This window comes from Nocardia niwae NBRC 108934 = DSM 45340 (genome assembly GCF_001613465.1).
In the GTDB taxonomy this organism is placed as follows: domain Bacteria; phylum Actinomycetota; class Actinomycetes; order Mycobacteriales; family Mycobacteriaceae; genus Nocardia; species Nocardia niwae.
Genome location: NZ_BDCK01000016.1, coordinates 284,336 through 299,179 on the forward strand (window position 1 = coordinate 284,336; position 14,844 = coordinate 299,179).

A 14,844-nucleotide genomic window follows, 5' to 3' on the forward strand; every position below is an offset into this window, starting at 1 on the left:
CCGGCTCGGCTTGCTGTGCGCGCCACCACCGCCCGGCCCGCGAGCCCCGTCGGCGCGACGGTGCACCCCGCCGGGACGCCGGGGCAGTTCGACCCGAGGGAAGACGTCGGTGGTCAGCGTGGCGAGGTAATCGGGTTCGGTCACGGCGGCGCCACCTCGTCGAGGAAGCGGGTGACCACGCGTGCCGTGGTGCCGATGTCGAAGTCGCGGGCGCGGTCGGCGCCCGCGGCGGCGATCCGGGCGCGCGCGGCCGGATCGCCGAGCAGTTCGGTGAGAGCCGCGGTGAGCGCGGCTTCGTCACCGGCGGGCACCAGGCGACCGGTACGCCCGTCGGCGATGATCTCGGCCGGGCCGCCGGGCACCGTCGCGATCACTGCGCAGCCTGCGGCCATGCCTTCCACAACCACCTGCCCGAACGGCTCGGGCAGCACCGAGCAGTGCACGAGCACGTCGGCCTCGGCGAGATACCGGTGGGGGTCGTCGACGTGACCGGTGAACGTCACGGCCAGGCCGAGTTCGTCCGCGAGTTGTTCCAGGTACCGCCGGAAGGGTTGTTCATCGAAGAACGTCCCGCCGACGAGGTACACCGCCGCGGGCCGGGTCGGCACCGCCGCCAGGGCACGCAGAAACACGTCCTGGCCTTTCCAGGGGCTCAGCCGTCCCACGACGACCACGACCGCATCAGCGGCCGCGCGGGTGCGGGGCGGCGGCGGTGTGGCGGGCAGGGCGACGCCCGGGTACGCGACGACCACCGGGATGCGCGCGGGCAATGTCTCCCGGGTGCCCTGACTGTTGGCGAGCAGTCCCCGGCAGAACAGAGCGGCCAGCAGCCGGATAGTGGTGGCAGGGAGCAGGCCGAAGTAGTCCCGGGATACTCGGTCGTGGACCTGCCAGACGAGGGGCACCCGGGCGCGGCGGGCCGCGACCGCCCCCAGCACCAGCGCCTTGGTGCTCTCGGCGACCAGCACCCGGGCGCGCAAGTCGCGGACCGCACCCCCGACCGCCCAGCCCAGCCGCAGCAACGCGAGAAACCCGCTGATCAGCCGCAACGGGCCGGACCCGATGGTCATCGCCCGGCTGTCGAATCGGCCGGTCACGACACGGGTGTCGATCCCCGCGTCGCGGGCACGAGCCAGCACCGGGCCGTCCTCGGTGCACACCAGCGCCACTTCGGCGCCATGCGCGCGCAGCGTGCGCAGCAGCCGCAGGGTGGCCAATTCAGCTCCGGACGGCGCGGCGGTGTGGCCGAGGAAGACCGCGGGCCCATTCATCCGAACTCCCGATATAGCGCGGCGTGCCGCTGGGCGGCCGCATGCCAGCTGAAGGTCTCCGCGTGGGCGCGGCACTGCTCCGGCGTCGGCCGGCAGCCGGAGATCGCCGCGCTGATCCGAGCCGCGAGCGCGGCGGGGTCGCCGGGCGGCACGATCAACGAGGAATCCAGGCCCCGCACGGCGTCGGGCAGACCGCCGCACCGAGTGACCACCGGCGCCCGGCCCGCGGCGAGCGACTCGAGGGCGATCAGGCCGAATCCCTCCAGGGCCACCGTCGGCACCACGGTGAGCGCGGCGGAGGTGTAGCGGGCGGCGAGTTCCTGGTCGGGAATCCGGCCGGTGAACTCGACGCTGCCGTCGAGCCCGCCCTCGATGGCTCCGCGCCGGAGATCCGCCTCGGCGCTGCCGGTTCCGACGATGACCAGACGAGCCTCCGGGTGCTCGGCGAGCACCCCGGGCCACGCGCGCAGCAACACATCGATGCCCATCCGGCGCTCCAGCCGCCGCACACACAGGACGACCGGCGGGGACGCGGGGACCGGGGCGGCTCGGAACCGGGTGAGATCGACTCCGGGCGCGATCACCTCGACGCGATCGGACGGGATGCGGTAGTCGTCGCACAACACAGTGCGGAAGTGATCGGAAAGCACGACGAAACGATCCGCGCAAACGTAACGCAAACGTTCGATGAGGTATTTGGCGAAAGCCGCGGCGGGATGCTGTCCGTGCATTCGGCTCTCCGCCGCCCACGGACCGTGGAAATGCACGACCAGCGGTAGCCGTCGACCACGCCGGTCTCTGGCGGCCGGGCCGTAGAGGCAGAAGTGGCGATCCACGACGGTGCCGGGGTCCAACGCGTCGCGAGCGCAGAACGCGGTGCGGGCGCGGCGCAGTGTCGACCCGCCGACCGGCCCCCAGGACCGGGTACCGGCAACCGTCCGGTCGGGCGGGCCGAAGGCGGCGGCAGACAAAGAAATCCCAGGAACTTCCAGCAATGCGCCGTGCAAATCCGTGAAGTATCGGCCCAGGCCGCCGGGCGCGGCGCCGAACCATTCCGATCCGGTCATGTGCACCTGCACCGCGTCGGAAGCGCTGATCATGACCCGGCCCCCTCATCCCGCATGCCGCACCCGTGGAGTCGTCGGCCGAACTCGTTTACGGCCGGGAAGTATAGGGCTGACCACCGGTTTCGGCCTTCCCACGCAGATGCGCGGTATCCGATATTCGGCACCGGTCCGCACGGGTTCGGATGCCGACCCGGAGCGAAATATGGCATAGTTCGGGCAATTACGAGGCAATGTCCGATTGCGGTTCTGACAAAAAGGCGGCTGGCGATGCGGAAACTGTCGGTGTGCGTGCCGGCCTACAACGCGGAACGAACGCTCTCCGCGACCCTGGATTCGGTCCTGGCCCAAGACCTCGATTTCGAAGTCGTGATCCTCGACAACGCGAGCACCGACCGCACCGGCGACATCGCGCGGGCACGGCGCGATCCGCGGGTGCGTGTCCTGCGCAACGATCGCGTACTGCCGATCGGCGCGAATTGGGACCGGGCGATCCGGGAATCCACCGGGGACCTCGTGAAGGTGGTCTGCGCCGACGACCTCCTGCGTCCCGGCACCCTCGCCGCGCAGTCGGCGGTGTTCGACGACGACGCGATCGCGTTGTGCGCGGGCAGGTTCGACGTGATCGACGAGTCCGGCGACCTGCTCGAGACCGGGCTGGGGCTGCCGCAGCTGATCGGCAGGCACGGCAGCCGCCGGCTGGCCCGGGTGATCGTGCGTCGCGGGGCGGCCGACTTCGGCCCCACCGCGGCCGCCATGTTCCGGCGTGCCGACTACGACGCCGTCGGCGGACTGCGCGGCGACCTCGTATTCCCGATGGATGTGGACCTGTTCGCCCGCGTCGGCAGCCGCGGCGCTTTCCTCGGGCTCGACGACATCGTGGCCGCCTGGCGGAACTCCTCGTTCAACCTGTGCAGTCGCACATCGACCCGCAGCAAGCTCACCGAGCAGCTGCGATTCCATCATCGGCTGGGCGCCGATCACCCGGAGCTCGTCGGTCCGGCCGATGTGCTGGCCGGTGACCTGCGCCTGGTCCGGGCATTGGGGACGCGGCTGCGGGTGCGCGCGCGGGCCGCGGTCGGTCGCTGAACAAGACCGCGGTTGCTGCTGTCCGGTAGTGGCCACCGCCGATCACACCGTCGCGGCCGGGCAGTCGACATCGCCGCTCGGCGACATCGGTTCGGCGCGGCGGCGCCCACGCACCGGTCCGATCGCCTCGATGCCGCCGGCGCGCACGAGACCGCCGGACCGGTCGGCCCCGACCATCGGCGCCATGGCCGGTGCGACCGCGTCGGCCGGCGAATGCGGCTGTCGGCGCATCCGAGAGGTGATGTTCATCGGTACGGCTGTCCTCGCTCGGGAACTGCTGGCCGGGTGCGGCCCGGGAATCGTGGTCGGCGGGATGGAGTCACACGGTCGGGGGTCGGTCATCCACTCGCCCTTCTGGGTCCGCGCGGATCGTCCACGAACCAGCGACCGTCGAGTGCTGGAAGTTCGGTCGACACTTCGTCCAGTAGGTCGGGCAGCGTCAACAACACCCGGTCGGGTGCTGCCGCGATCAGATCCCGCGGGCTGATGATCGGGATGTCGGTGCCGGGCATCCGGCGTCCCCGTTTGGCGGGCGCGGCGTCGGCGACTCCGGCGACAAGCCCCTGGTGCGCACCGGCCAGCGACAGCAGAGCAACCGCCCGGGACGCGGCGCCGTAGGCGTAGACGCGCTGCCCGGCCGCGGCCGCATCGATCAGCCAGTTCCGCAGCGCGCGCACATGGTCGTCCACGAACCGCTGGAGCCGATGCAGCGATGCCGGGGTGACGATTTCGCGTTCGCGGGCCAGGATCTCGCGTACGGCGCGGTCCGGCTCGGTAGGGCCGCGCCGAGCTGCTACCAGCACCGTCCCGCCGTAGAGGTCGAACTCCCACGCGGTGGTCACGCCCATGCCCGCGGCGGTGAGCGCCAGGCTCAGCGCGTGCAGGGAGTAGTACGCGAAATGCCCGTGCCGCAACGCGTTCCACTGCCGTTGTGCCACGATGGCGGCCAGCGAGTGGAACTGCAGCAGGAGCAGCCCGTCCGGCGCGGTGGCCGCGGCGCGTGCGGCGAACGCGGCCCGCTGGTCGGGTTCGTGCATGATGCCGAAACAGTCCACGACCAGGTCCGCCCGCGCCGCGTCGGCTTCGGTGCAGCCATGCTCGGCCAGCGACGGCAGCCAGGAACCACCGTGCGGACTACCGAACTCGATGACCGTGCGCCCGCGCAGCAGACCGGCCGCGTCGACCCGGGCAATCGCCTCGGCCGCTTGGTCGCGCAGGGCCCGCGGCTCCACGCCACGGGGTTCGGCGGCCACGGTGTCGTCTTCGGCGAGCTGCGCCAGCTCGCAGCGCGGGCACCGCACCATCCGCAGCGGGTGCGTGGTCTCCGCCGGTGTCACCGGCCGGCCCGCAGGCGGGAAATCATCGGCTGCGGGCACCGTTCCGAGATCCAGGACGGTGTGCAGAACGGCGCCGGAGCAGGCGCGGCAGCGGCCGGTCATGACACGATGTCGGTGTGCGTATCGAGCAGACCGACCTGGTCGGCGTGGTGGTGCTGGTCCCAGCGCCCGTCCGGGACGACCGGGGCCTGTTCACCCGGACCTTCGATGCCGCGGAATTCGACTCCCATCTGGGAATTCCGAGATTCTCGGCCGGTTTCGTGCAGGACTCGCAGTCCCGGTCGCACCGCGGTGTGGTGCGCGGCATGCACGGCCGGTCCGGGCGCGGGGAGGCCAAACTGGTCCGCTGCGCACACGGCGCGGTGCATGACGTGCTGGTCGACATCCGGCCGTCGTCGCCGACGTTCGGCCGGACGCAGGCGTTCCGGCTCGACGACGAGGAGTTCCGCCACCTGTACGTGCCACCGGGCTTTCTGCACGGATTCCAAGCACTCACCGACACCGCTGATGTGTGCTACCGAATCGATCGGCCGCACGATCCTGCCGAGGATCTCAGCGTCGCCTTCGACGATCCGGACTTGGCGATCGCCTGGCCGCTGCCGGTGACGGCGGTGTCGGATCGCGACGCGAACGCCGGACGATGGAGCCATCTGCGGGCTATCCTGTCACCGGCGCGGTGACCGCACGCAGTCGCGGGTCCAGAGCACCGGACGCGCGCAGCCGCTGCAGCCACGCGAGCCGGGTGAATCGCTGGGAGAACGCCTTTTCGGTGAGGCCACGCTCGGTGTACTCGCGGTAGAGTTCGGCGGCGCCGTCGGGCACCGACCACTGCGCCTCGAAACCGAGCACTGCGCGGGCGGCGGAGAAGTCGACCCGATAGGAGCGGGGGTCGGCGCCGGTCTCCCCGGTGATCAGCAGTCGCGACCCCGGCACGGTGGCCACCACCGACTCGGCGATCTCGGCCACGGTGAGATTGTTTCGCTCCGTGCCGATGTTGAACGCCCGGCCTGCGACGGCCGACGCCGGTGCGGTGAGGCAGCGTTCGAAGGCCGCCGCGATGTCGCGGGCGTGGACCAGCGGCCGCCAGGGCGTGCCGTCGGAGAGCACCTTGACCGTACCGGTGAGGACGGCGTGTCCGACGAGGTTGTTGAGCACGATGTCAGCGCGCGGACGAGGGGAGAATCCGAACGCGGTGGCATTGCGCAGGAAGACGGGAACGAAGTCGTCGTCGGCCAGCGCCGCGACATCGTCTTCGACGCGCACCTTCGACTCGGCGTAGGGGGTGATCGGCCGCAGCGGCGCCGACTCGGTCACCAGTTCGTCTCCGGCGGCACCGTACACCGAGCAGGTGGAGGCGTACAGGAACCGGGACACACCGGCTTCTTTCGCGAGCCGAGCCAGACGCACCGAGGCGAGATGGTTTATCTCGTGGGTGACTTCCGGCGCGAGCGCGCCCAGGGGGTCATTGGACAGCGCGGCGAGATGGACGACCGCATCGATGCCGCGAAGGGCGTCGATCTGCACCGATCGCAGGTCGAGGCGCAGGCCCTCCGGGTCGCCGGCGAACTCACCGATCAGGCAGTCGGCGAACCAGCCGGTGTCGAGCCCGATGACCTCGTGCCCGGCGGCTTGCAGTATCGGGACCATGACGGTGCCCAGATATCCCTGATGCCCGGTGACCAGGACCCGCATCGTTGTCACTCCTTTTCCCATGAGATCACGGCCTTGTCCACCACGAAGGCTTCGGCGTACTCGGTGCGGCACTGCACGCCGCGGATCCGCGCGGTGGCCAGGAACGCGGTTTCGTCGAACCAGTCGCGCCCGGTCTGCGACGGGTAATACCGGTGCAGCAGTCGCGATTTCCGCTGGACCAGTTGCGCGTCGACCGGGTGGAACACGGTCGGCGCCGGTGTGTCCACCTCAGCCTTGAGGATCTCGTAGCCGAGGATCAGGTGGTCGCGGAACTCGGTCGGCACCAGCTCCGCGAGCGTGCGGTGATCCTGGTGCGCGTCGCCCGGTTGCGGGGCGAACACCAGGTCCGGTTCACCCGCACGGCGAAACTCCGCTACGGCCGTCTTGATCCGATCCCAGTGCGCCGGTGCGCGTCCGTCCGGGACGTCGAGCACCGTCAATTCCGGTGTCCGTCCCGAGCAGAAGGCGGTGAGCGCCGCCCGTTCTTCCCGTTCGCGCTCGGTGCCTGCGCCGGAAAGGACCAGAGCGCGCACCCGCATACCCGGATGGGCGCTGGTCAGCGACAGCAGCGTGGCTCCCATGCCGATCGGGATGTCATCGCAATGCGCGCCGAGCAGGGCGATCTCGGCCGGCCGCGGGGAAAGCAGAGCGATCACTGCTCCCACACCATCCATGGCCGGTGTCCGCGGCGGTAGGCCGCATCGAGTTCGGCGCGCTCCTTGAAAGTATCTGCCGGCTTCCAGAATCCGTCGTGGCGGTAGCCGAACAACCGGCCCTGGCCCGCGAGCGTCCCACAGGCGTCTTCCACCAGATCGCCACCTGGTGGCAGCAGGTCGAATATCTCCCGGCCGAGCACGAAATAGCCGCCGTTTTCCCACAGTGGCATATTCGCCACGGGAACGATTTCCTTGACCTCGCCGGTGGGGCTGAGGTCCACACAGTGGAACGACGATTGCGGTGGCACCACCATGAGAGATGCCACCGCCCCTGAAGCGTGGAACTGAGCGATCATCTCGTCCAGGGGAGCGTCGGTGAGGACGTCGGCGTAGTTGGCCAGGAAGTACTGGTCGTCACCGAGGTGCTCGCGCACCCGGCGCAATCGCTCTCCGATGGCCGACTCCACGCCGGTATCGACAAAGGTGATCGTCCAGTCGTCGATATCGCTGCCGAGCAATTCGACCCGGCCGTTGCGGATCACGAAGTCGTTGGACGCCGACTCCCGATAGCTGAGGAAAAAATTCTTGATGTGCTCGGCGCCGTATCCGAGGCACAGGATGAATTCGTTGTGACCGTAATGCGCGTAGTACCGCATCACGTGCCAGAGCAGCGGGCGGGGGCCGACGAGTTGCATCGGCTTGGGCACCATGTCATCGGTGCCGCCGCGCATGCGCATGCCGTAGCCACCGCAGAACAGGACGACTTTCATCGGCGCCGGTTTCCTTTCGACTCGGCTCCGGCCGGCCGGGTCGGCGCCGGTGACGCCGGGTCGACCACGTGCAGCTCGGGCAAGGGATAAGCGAGCTGGCCGCCCCACTCGGCGACATGCCGGAGCTGTGCGGTGATCTCGTGCTCTAGATTCCAGGGCAGCACCACGACCACGTCCGGACGATCGGCGTCGAGCCGGGACGGCGGGTGGATCGGGATTCGCGTTCCCGGCGTGAATCTGCCGTGTTTGTAGGGATTGCGGTCGACGGTGTACTCGAGTAGGTCGGGCCGGATCCCGCAATAGTTGAGCAGTGTGTTGCCCTTGCCCGGCGCACCGTATCCGACGACGCGTCGGCGCCGGCGTCGGCAGTCGAGCAGGAACCCGAGCAGCTCATGCCGCACCGACTCGGCACGCCGCCGCAGCGATGTGTAGCCGTCCGCCGAGTGCAGTCCGGCGGACCGCTCGAGTTCGAGCACTTCCCGCACCCGGTCGCTCACCGCCGCCACGGCGGCATCGGGGCGCACCCACAGCCGGATCGATCCGCCATGCGTCGGCAGCTGATCGACGTCGACCACGGTCAATCCCGCCACAGCGAGCGCACGTTGTGCCGAAAGCACGGTGTAGTACTGGAAATGCTCGTGGTAGATGGTGTCGAACTGGCCGAGCCCGACCAAGTTGAGCGCATGGTGCACCTCGATGGTCAGCATGCCGTCGTCCGCCAGCAGGACGCGTAGCGCACGAGTGAATCCGCGCAGATCCGGGATATGGGCATAGACGTTGTTGGCGACCACAAGATCCGCGGGGCCGTGTTCGGCACGGATCCGGCGAGCCGAATCCGCGTCGAGGAAGGCGGTTTCGGTAGGTACGCCCGACTCGCGAGCCGCTGTTCCGACGTTGACCGAAGGCTCGATGCCCAGGCATCGGATGTCGCGGTCGACGACGTGGCGGAGCAGGTAGCCGTCGTTGCTGGCGACCTCCACCACGAAGGAGTCCCTGCCCAGTCCCAGCCGGGCGGCCGCGGTGTCGACGAACTCACCCGCGTGGCGGACCCAGCTGTCGGAGTAGGAGGAGAAGTAGGCGTATTCGGTGAAGGTCTCCTCCGGTGTGATCAGCGCCGGAATCTGCAGCAGCAGACAGTCGACGCACACCCGCAAATGCAACGGGTAGGTCGGCTCGGGCAGGTCGAGCCGGTCGGTGGTGAGGAAGGATTCGCACGGCGGCGTGGCGCCGAGGTCCAGAACGCTGGACAGTCTGCCGGAGTCACAGAGTCGACAGCGCACAGATCCGATCCTTTGCTCGAAACGTCCCGGCCCCGTCGGAACGCCTGTCGCGGCGCACGGAAGCAGTAGCTGCCCGGCGTATCACGAGATGCGCGCGACGAGAACGTCATTCGTGGCACGGGCCGCACTGTCGCGACCGTCAGCGTACCGACGGCAATATCGGCTGGATTACAGATCAGCGTTACAAACTGTGATATAGAGCACATTACATATTCATCTTCATGGTGTTATTCCCGATGCGTATCGAGATCGGTCGCCGAGGAGATTTGGATCAGTTAACATCCCGATCGCGCTGCTTCGCGCATACGTTCTGATCGGCGAGAGACGTTGTGACACTTGCCGATCAAGTGCCGATGAAGCGCTCGGTAGAGGCGGTCGGGACGCTGCCGGGAAAGACGATCTCCGGATCAGGTAGCAATTCCACCGTTGCCCCAGGAGGGGTGTTCTCTTGATGAAATCCAAGGCTGTCCCGGAATGGAATGGGACCGCCGAATCCCCACGATCCTTCGTGGCTCCACCGATTACCGTCTCCACCCGTAAGGCCTGGCGATCGGAGTACGTACGTCGTCTCGCCATCACCGATTTCGCCGCCGTTTCCATCGCCGTGGGAAGTGCGCAGCTGATTCGCTTCAACGGGAGTGGCGCTCCGCCGCTGGCCTGGGATCAGCCGTACCGAATCGGTTACACGGTGGTATCGGGCGCGCTCGCCATGGGCTGGTTCGCGATCCTCGGCAGCGCGGGTAGCCGTGCGCCGCAACTGGTCGGCAGCGGTGTCGAGGAATTCCGGCGGCTGATGTCGGCGACCATGCACCTGTTCGGCGTACTGGCACTGATGTCACTGGCACTCGAAATCAAATTTGCCCGAGGTTATCTCGCGATCGCCTTTCCGGCCGGCGTCCTCGCGGTGGTCGCTGGACGACTGTGGTGGCGTCATCAGCTTGCCAGGGAACGCCGCCGGGGACGCCATCGTTCGGTCGTACTCGTGGTCGGCACTGCCGATGCGGCCGCGGCGATGACCGCGGCGTTCGCCGCGGACCCGGGCGCCGGTTACGACGTCGTGGGCGCCTGCGTGCCGGGTGGGCAATCAGGCGATGCGCCGCTGCCTTTCGCCGGCGGTACGGTGGCGGTCGTAGGTGACGACAGCGCTGTGCTGCGAGCGGTCCTGCACACCCACGCCGACACCGTCGCCATCGGTCCCACCCGGCATCTCGGGCCGACCGAGCTGCGCAGGCTCGCTTGGGAACTCGACGCGCTCGGCGTCGAGTTCATGCTGGCGCCAGGGGCAATCGACATCGCCATATCCCGGCTCACCAATCGGCAGGTCGCGGGGATGCCGATGATGCACATCGCCGAACCGCAGTACGAGCGGGCTCGATCGGTCAGCAAAACGGCCTTCGACATCGGCTTCGCGACAGTGTGCCTACTGCTGCTCCTGCCGGTGTTCCTGGCGATCGCGATCGCGGTGAAGACCACCAGCCGCGGCCCGGTCTTCTACCTGTCGGAACGCATCGGCCGATACGGCCTGCCCTTCCGCATGATCAAGTTCCGCAGTATGTACCACGACGCCGACCGATATGCCGAAGCCTTGATCGCACAGCAGGGTGGAAATCCGGTCTTCTTCAAGATGAAGGTCGACCCTCGGGTCACGCCGATCGGGCGGTTGCTGCGCAAGTACAGTCTCGACGAGTTGCCGCAGTTCCTGAATGTCCTGCGTGGCGACATGAGCGTTGTCGGGCCGCGACCGCAGGTGCGGCGGGAAGTCGACACCTACGACCACATGATGCGCCGACGCCTGCTCGTGAAGCCGGGGCTGACCGGCTTGTGGCAGGTCAGTGGCAGGTCGGACCTTCCGCTCGAGGACGCGGTGCGACTCGACCTGTCCTACGTGGAGAACGTGTCCATGAGGATGGACCTGCGGCTGATCGCGCGCACGGTCGGTGTCGTGGCGCGAGGTGAGGGAGCGTACTGACGCCCGCGGGGCGGTGGTCGCGAAGTGCCGACCATCGCCCGCGCTGGGGCGGGCTGCCGAGCTTCGCCGCCGTGAAATCCCTTGATAAGCCGGATACCAACCGATCGCGCCGACCATGCCGGGAACGCACGGTGTCAGTGGCCGTATCAGGCGAGTGTCAGCATGGTGTCAGGCCGGACGCCGACATGGTTCTCATGACGAACAACAGCACCTCCTCCACCGCTTCCAAGTGGACCGGCATGGTGCCGGTAGACGATACGGCCCTCGCCGTCACCGACACCGGCGGGCGCGGCATTCCCGCGGTCTACTGCAATGGCCAGTTCGCCACTCAGGGGTATTGACGGCGGGTCATCGCCGAGCTCGGCCCCGAATACCGGCACATCACCTTCGACGAGCGGGCGCGCGGCAAATCGCGGCGTTCGGCGGACTAATCCCTCGAGGCCGCGATCCAGGACGTCGACGCCGTCCTGGCTGCCAGGGGTGTGGACCGGGCGCTGGTGGTCGGCTGGTCCTACGGGGCGGTCGTCGCGGCGCACTGGGCCGACCGGAACCCCCGCCGTGCCATGGGTGCGGTGCTGGTCGACGGCGCGTTCCCGCACGACTGGCTCGACGAGGCCATGGAGCAGCGGATCCGCAAGCTGTTCAAGCGGCTTGGCTGGTTGACGCCGCTGCTGCGCCCGACCGGCCTGACCCCGCGGATGTCCGCCGGCACCGCCACAGCCTGTCACGGGGTCCGCACCGGACCTCGTGACACGGCAGGGGTGCAGCGGCGTCAGCTCAGCCGATCGCGGCGAGCAGTAGTCTCGCGGCCACCGTCGCTCCGTCCGAACGGATCATGCCGGCCACTTCGTTCGCTCGTGCCCGGGTGGTCGACGCCAATGCCAGGTCGAGAGCTGCAGACAGTGACGCCGAGCTGGGGTCCGCGTCCCCGCATGACGCGCCGATGCCCAATTCGACCACCCGGCGCGCCCAGTAGGGCTGGTCCATCATCTGGGGTACCACCACTTGAGGCACACCGGCCCGCGCGGCGGCGGTCGTCGTGCCCGCACCACCGTGGTGGATGACAGCGGCGACCCGGGCGAACAACGCCTGATGGTTGACCTCGCCCACTTCCATGCAGTCGGGAAGATCGTCGATCGGCGTCAACTCGGCCCAGCCACGCGAAAGGAGCACACGGCGGTGGTGGGCGCGGATCGCTTCGATCGCCGCCCGGGCGATGCCGGGGCGCATGGGCATGCTGCCGAAGCCGACGTACACCGGTGGCGTGCCCCCGTCCAAGAACGCAGACAGCTCGGCAGGCAAGGGACGTTCGTCCGGCACGATCCAGGCACCGGTCTGCACGACATACAGGCCAGGCGCCTGCGACCACGGCCCCAGAACCGGATCCACTGCCAGCCAGGGTCTCTCGGTGATGACGTGGTCGCGGACATCGGCCACCGGCGGTAGCCCGAGCGCGGCACGGCCGGTATTGAGCCCATGTCCGAACTGTGCGTTCCAACCGTGGGTGTCGATTTCCCACAGCAACTGGTTGTCGATCGCCGCCGGTGCGGGCCGATCGCCGGGCAATGGCATCGGCGCATGGTGTGGCGAGGGCAGAGTGGTCGGTTGGTAGCTCACGTACTGGTAGTGGGCGCCCAGCTTCTCGGCGACGGACCGGGCCGCGATCTGTGTCACACCGGTCGCCACCACCGCGTCGCATTCCGCGGCCGCTGTGGTGATCGTGTCGAATTGTATTGCGGGCCAGTCGCTGACGTACTGCGACAGCTCGGCCCGCGACGGTCTCCCGGCGCGCGAACCGGTCTTCGACGGTCCCAGCGGCACCAGCGGCACCCCGATCTCGGCGCAGCGCGGCTGGAAGTCCGGCGGCGCACACACCCGCACTCGAGCTCCGAATTCCCGCAACCGCAGCGCCAGTCCCAAGGTCGGCTCGACGTCGCCGCGCGACCCGCTCGCCGTCAACAGCACTCGCACGTCGTCACCGACGACCCGCGGCCGGCTACCCACCGAAACATCCGGCCTGAACGAGGTCATCGATGCCGCCCATACCGACCATCATCGAGCCGAAACACCTCGCCGCGACGCCACAGCCGTTCCCACCCCGGGGAACCGCGCATCCGTCGTACGCTGCTGATCTGCGGCGATGCGGCGGTTCAGCGCGCCTTCGCGCGCCGTCTTCGCTCCATCTCCTCGCGCTCCAGCACAGCTGCCCGCGCCAGGGTCGGGGCGGTCCCGCCGAGTCGTGCGGGGACCCAGCGGGCGCCTTCGACCATCGGGTAATCGCGTTGCGCGCTTTCCAAGAGCTCGTTCATCCGGGTGCGCAGGACGGCGGTCAGGCTCTCGGCCGGCTCGGCGGGTGGGATCGGCGCGCCGATACGGATATTGATCGGGAAACGATGTCGGCCGAGCTGTCTCGGAATGTCCTTCGTCCAGATCCGGTGCGCGCCCCAGATGATCATGGGAACGATCGGGACATCGGCTTCGGCAGCCATCCGAGCCGCGCCGGACTTGAATTCCTTCAGCTCGAAGCTGCGGCTGATAGTCGCCTCCGGATAGACCACCACCACCTCGCCATCGCGCAGCGCGGTCACCGCGCGGGCATAGGACTGCGCCCCGGCCGTGCGATCGACGCCGATCGCCTTGCAGTGCTTCATGAGAAAGCCGACGATGCCGTGCTCGAGCTCGGCCTTCATCATGTACCGGACGTTGCGGCCGGACTTCCGCCCGACCAGGCCGACCTCCATGAAATCGAGATAGGCCGTGTGGTTCACGGCGAGCACCGCGCCTCCGGAGCGAGGGAAATGCTCTTGCCCTTCGATATCGATGCGCAGACCCTGCGCGAAGAAGATGGCGCGGGCCAAGCCGGTGAGGATGTCGTAAACCGGTTCCCGCGCCATCACAGCTCCCGCTACCCCGCCGCGTTCTTCCGCGCGGCTTTGGCCTCCGCTTCGGCGGCATCCATCGCGTCCGCCTCCTCCAGGGTAGGAGCGCTGCCGCCCAGCCGCGCCGGAACCCAGTACGCGCCGGGCTCGTGCACGTAGTCCTTCTGCAGGTCCAGCAACATTTCCTGCATGGTCGAGCGCAGTCTGGCGGTGAGCTCGGCGGCGGGCTCGAACGGCTGGATCGGCTCGCCGACCGCGATCGAGATGGGCGTGTTGGTGCGGCCGAGCCGCTTCGGGAAACCCTTGGTCCAGACCCGCTGCGCGCCCCAGATGACGATCGGGATGATCGGCACCTCCGCCTCGATGGCCATGCGCGCCGCGCCGGACTTGAATTCCTTGATCTCGAAACTGCGGCTGATCGTCGCCTCGGGGTACACGCCGACCAGTTCCCCGCGCCGCAGATACTCCACGGCGGCCTTGTAGGAGTCCGCGCCCGCCGAACGGTCCACCGGAATGTGCTTGAGCGCCCGCATGATCGGGCCGGAGATCTTGTCGTCGAAGACTTCCTTCTTGGCCATGAACCGGATGTAGCGCTTCGGTGTGCGCACCGGCAGGCCCGCGTAGGTGAAGTCCATGTATCCGGTGTGGTTCACCGCCAGCACGGCGCCACCTCGGGCGGGGATGTGTTCATCGCCCTTGACGGTGAACTTCAGACCTTCGATGAAGAAGACGGTACGGGCGAGGCCGATGATCGTCCGGTAGACGGGTTCCACAAGTCCGCTAGCGTAGTCGCTGCTCGTCCCCACCGGCAGTGCGCGGCCACCGCGCGGCGCGCCG

At 68.6% G+C, this 14,844-nt stretch carries 15 protein-coding genes and 1 pseudogene; 5 read left to right on the plus strand and 11 right to left on the minus strand.

From position 1 onward, the window contains the following. Positions 1 to 140 precede the first annotated feature (140 nt). Together NNI01S_RS08490 and NNI01S_RS08495 are read right to left on the minus strand one after the other, a co-directional pair. A complete protein-coding gene (locus NNI01S_RS08490; RefSeq protein ID WP_063019220.1) occupies positions 141 to 1,271 on the minus strand; it encodes a glycosyltransferase family 4 protein in 1,131 nt (376 codons plus the stop codon). Further along, positions 1,268 to 2,338, minus strand: coding sequence for a glycosyltransferase family 4 protein (locus NNI01S_RS08495; RefSeq protein ID WP_063019462.1), 1,071 nt, complete (start codon positions 2,336 to 2,338; stop codon positions 1,268 to 1,270). The genes NNI01S_RS08490 and NNI01S_RS08495 overlap by 4 nt, the downstream gene beginning before the upstream one ends. Positions 2,339 to 2,605: 267 nt before the next feature. On the opposite strand from NNI01S_RS08495, the gene NNI01S_RS08500 reads away from it, so the two are divergent. Beyond that, positions 2,606 to 3,424, plus strand: coding sequence for a glycosyltransferase family 2 protein (locus tag NNI01S_RS08500; RefSeq protein WP_063019221.1), 819 nt, complete (start codon positions 2,606 to 2,608; stop codon positions 3,422 to 3,424). 42 nt (positions 3,425 to 3,466) lie between these two features. Here the strand turns inward: NNI01S_RS08500 and NNI01S_RS08505 are convergent, their stop codons facing one another. Continuing rightward, the gene (locus NNI01S_RS08505; protein WP_157114658.1) at positions 3,467 to 3,673 is read right to left on the minus strand and encodes a hypothetical protein; all 207 of its coding nucleotides are present in this window, start codon (positions 3,671 to 3,673) and stop codon (positions 3,467 to 3,469) included. An 89-nt stretch (positions 3,674 to 3,762) separates the two neighbouring features. Then, positions 3,763 to 4,863, minus strand: a complete 1,101-nt coding sequence (locus NNI01S_RS08510) for a class I SAM-dependent methyltransferase (protein ID WP_063019225.1) — start codon at positions 4,861 to 4,863, stop codon at positions 3,763 to 3,765. Between the two features lie 14 nt (positions 4,864 to 4,877). On the opposite strand from NNI01S_RS08510, the gene NNI01S_RS08515 reads away from it, so the two are divergent. Beyond that, entirely contained in the window at positions 4,878 to 5,441 is a 564-nt protein-coding gene (locus NNI01S_RS08515) for a dTDP-4-dehydrorhamnose 3,5-epimerase family protein (RefSeq protein WP_063019227.1), read from the plus strand. On the opposite strand, the gene NNI01S_RS08520 is transcribed toward NNI01S_RS08515, so the two are convergent. From NNI01S_RS08520 to NNI01S_RS08535, 4 genes are read right to left on the minus strand one after another with little or no spacing between them, the layout of a single operon-like run. Continuing rightward, a complete protein-coding gene (locus NNI01S_RS08520) occupies positions 5,419 to 6,453 on the minus strand; it encodes an NAD-dependent epimerase/dehydratase family protein (RefSeq protein WP_063019463.1) in 1,035 nt (344 codons plus the stop codon). The genes NNI01S_RS08515 and NNI01S_RS08520 overlap by 23 nt on opposite strands. A 5-nt stretch (positions 6,454 to 6,458) precedes the next feature. Beyond that, positions 6,459 to 7,109: a PIG-L deacetylase family protein gene (locus NNI01S_RS08525; protein WP_063019230.1), complete on the minus strand. Its 651-nt coding sequence runs from the start codon at positions 7,107 to 7,109 to the stop codon at positions 6,459 to 6,461. Continuing rightward, a complete protein-coding gene (locus NNI01S_RS08530) occupies positions 7,106 to 7,879 on the minus strand; it encodes a sugar phosphate nucleotidyltransferase (RefSeq protein WP_063019232.1) in 774 nt (257 codons plus the stop codon). The genes NNI01S_RS08525 and NNI01S_RS08530 overlap by 4 nt, the downstream gene beginning before the upstream one ends. Continuing rightward, positions 7,876 to 9,159, minus strand: a complete 1,284-nt coding sequence (locus tag NNI01S_RS08535; protein ID WP_063019234.1) for a class I SAM-dependent methyltransferase — start codon at positions 9,157 to 9,159, stop codon at positions 7,876 to 7,878. Before NNI01S_RS08535 ends, NNI01S_RS08530 begins: the two co-directional genes overlap by 4 nt. Positions 9,160 to 9,667: 508 nt before the next feature. Here NNI01S_RS08535 and NNI01S_RS08540 point away from each other — a divergent pair. From NNI01S_RS08540 to NNI01S_RS36320, 3 genes and pseudogenes are all read left to right on the plus strand, one after another. Next, positions 9,668 to 11,128, plus strand: a complete 1,461-nt coding sequence (locus tag NNI01S_RS08540) for a sugar transferase (protein WP_245676031.1) — start codon at positions 9,668 to 9,670, stop codon at positions 11,126 to 11,128. 194 nt (positions 11,129 to 11,322) lie between these two features. After that, entirely contained in the window at positions 11,323 to 11,469 is a 147-nt protein-coding gene (locus NNI01S_RS35915) for a hypothetical protein (protein WP_245676032.1), read from the plus strand. A 105-nt stretch (positions 11,470 to 11,574) separates the two neighbouring features. Beyond that, positions 11,575 to 11,742 (plus strand): annotated as a pseudogene (locus tag NNI01S_RS36320) (alpha/beta fold hydrolase); the annotation flags it as partial. A gap of 163 nt (positions 11,743 to 11,905) precedes the next feature. Here the strand turns inward: NNI01S_RS36320 and NNI01S_RS08550 are convergent. From NNI01S_RS08550 to NNI01S_RS08560, 3 genes are all read right to left on the minus strand, one after another. Next, positions 11,906 to 13,099 carry a glycosyltransferase gene (locus tag NNI01S_RS08550; RefSeq protein ID WP_063019466.1) on the minus strand — a complete coding sequence of 398 codons (1,194 nt, stop codon included), beginning with the start codon at positions 13,097 to 13,099 and terminating at the stop codon, positions 11,906 to 11,908. A gap of 179 nt (positions 13,100 to 13,278) precedes the next feature. Further along, the gene (locus NNI01S_RS08555) at positions 13,279 to 14,022 is read right to left on the minus strand and encodes a lysophospholipid acyltransferase family protein (protein WP_063019236.1); all 744 of its coding nucleotides are present in this window, start codon (positions 14,020 to 14,022) and stop codon (positions 13,279 to 13,281) included. 11 nt (positions 14,023 to 14,033) lie between these two features. After that, entirely contained in the window at positions 14,034 to 14,780 is a 747-nt protein-coding gene (locus tag NNI01S_RS08560) for a lysophospholipid acyltransferase family protein (protein WP_063019238.1), read from the minus strand. Positions 14,781 to 14,844: the final 64 nt, after the last annotated feature.

Coding starts and splice junctions, on each gene's coding strand:
- NNI01S_RS08490 (WP_063019220.1), bottom strand. CDS start 1,271: ATGAATGGGCCCGCGGTCTTCCTCGGCCACACCGCCGCGCCGTCCGGA.
- NNI01S_RS08495 (WP_063019462.1), bottom strand. CDS start 2,338: ATGACCGGATCGGAATGGTTCGGCGCCGCGCCCGGCGGCCTGGGCCGA.
- NNI01S_RS08500 (WP_063019221.1), top strand. CDS start 2,606: ATGCGGAAACTGTCGGTGTGCGTGCCGGCCTACAACGCGGAACGAACG.
- NNI01S_RS08505 (WP_157114658.1), bottom strand. CDS start 3,673: ATGAACATCACCTCTCGGATGCGCCGACAGCCGCATTCGCCGGCCGAC.
- NNI01S_RS08510 (WP_063019225.1), bottom strand. CDS start 4,863: ATGACCGGCCGCTGCCGCGCCTGCTCCGGCGCCGTTCTGCACACCGTC.
- NNI01S_RS08520 (WP_063019463.1), bottom strand. CDS start 6,453: ATGCGGGTCCTGGTCACCGGGCATCAGGGATATCTGGGCACCGTCATG.
- NNI01S_RS08530 (WP_063019232.1), bottom strand. CDS start 7,879: ATGAAAGTCGTCCTGTTCTGCGGTGGCTACGGCATGCGCATGCGCGGC.
- NNI01S_RS35915 (WP_245676032.1), top strand. CDS start 11,323: ATGACGAACAACAGCACCTCCTCCACCGCTTCCAAGTGGACCGGCATG.
- NNI01S_RS08555 (WP_063019236.1), bottom strand. CDS start 14,022: ATGGCGCGGGAACCGGTTTACGACATCCTCACCGGCTTGGCCCGCGCC.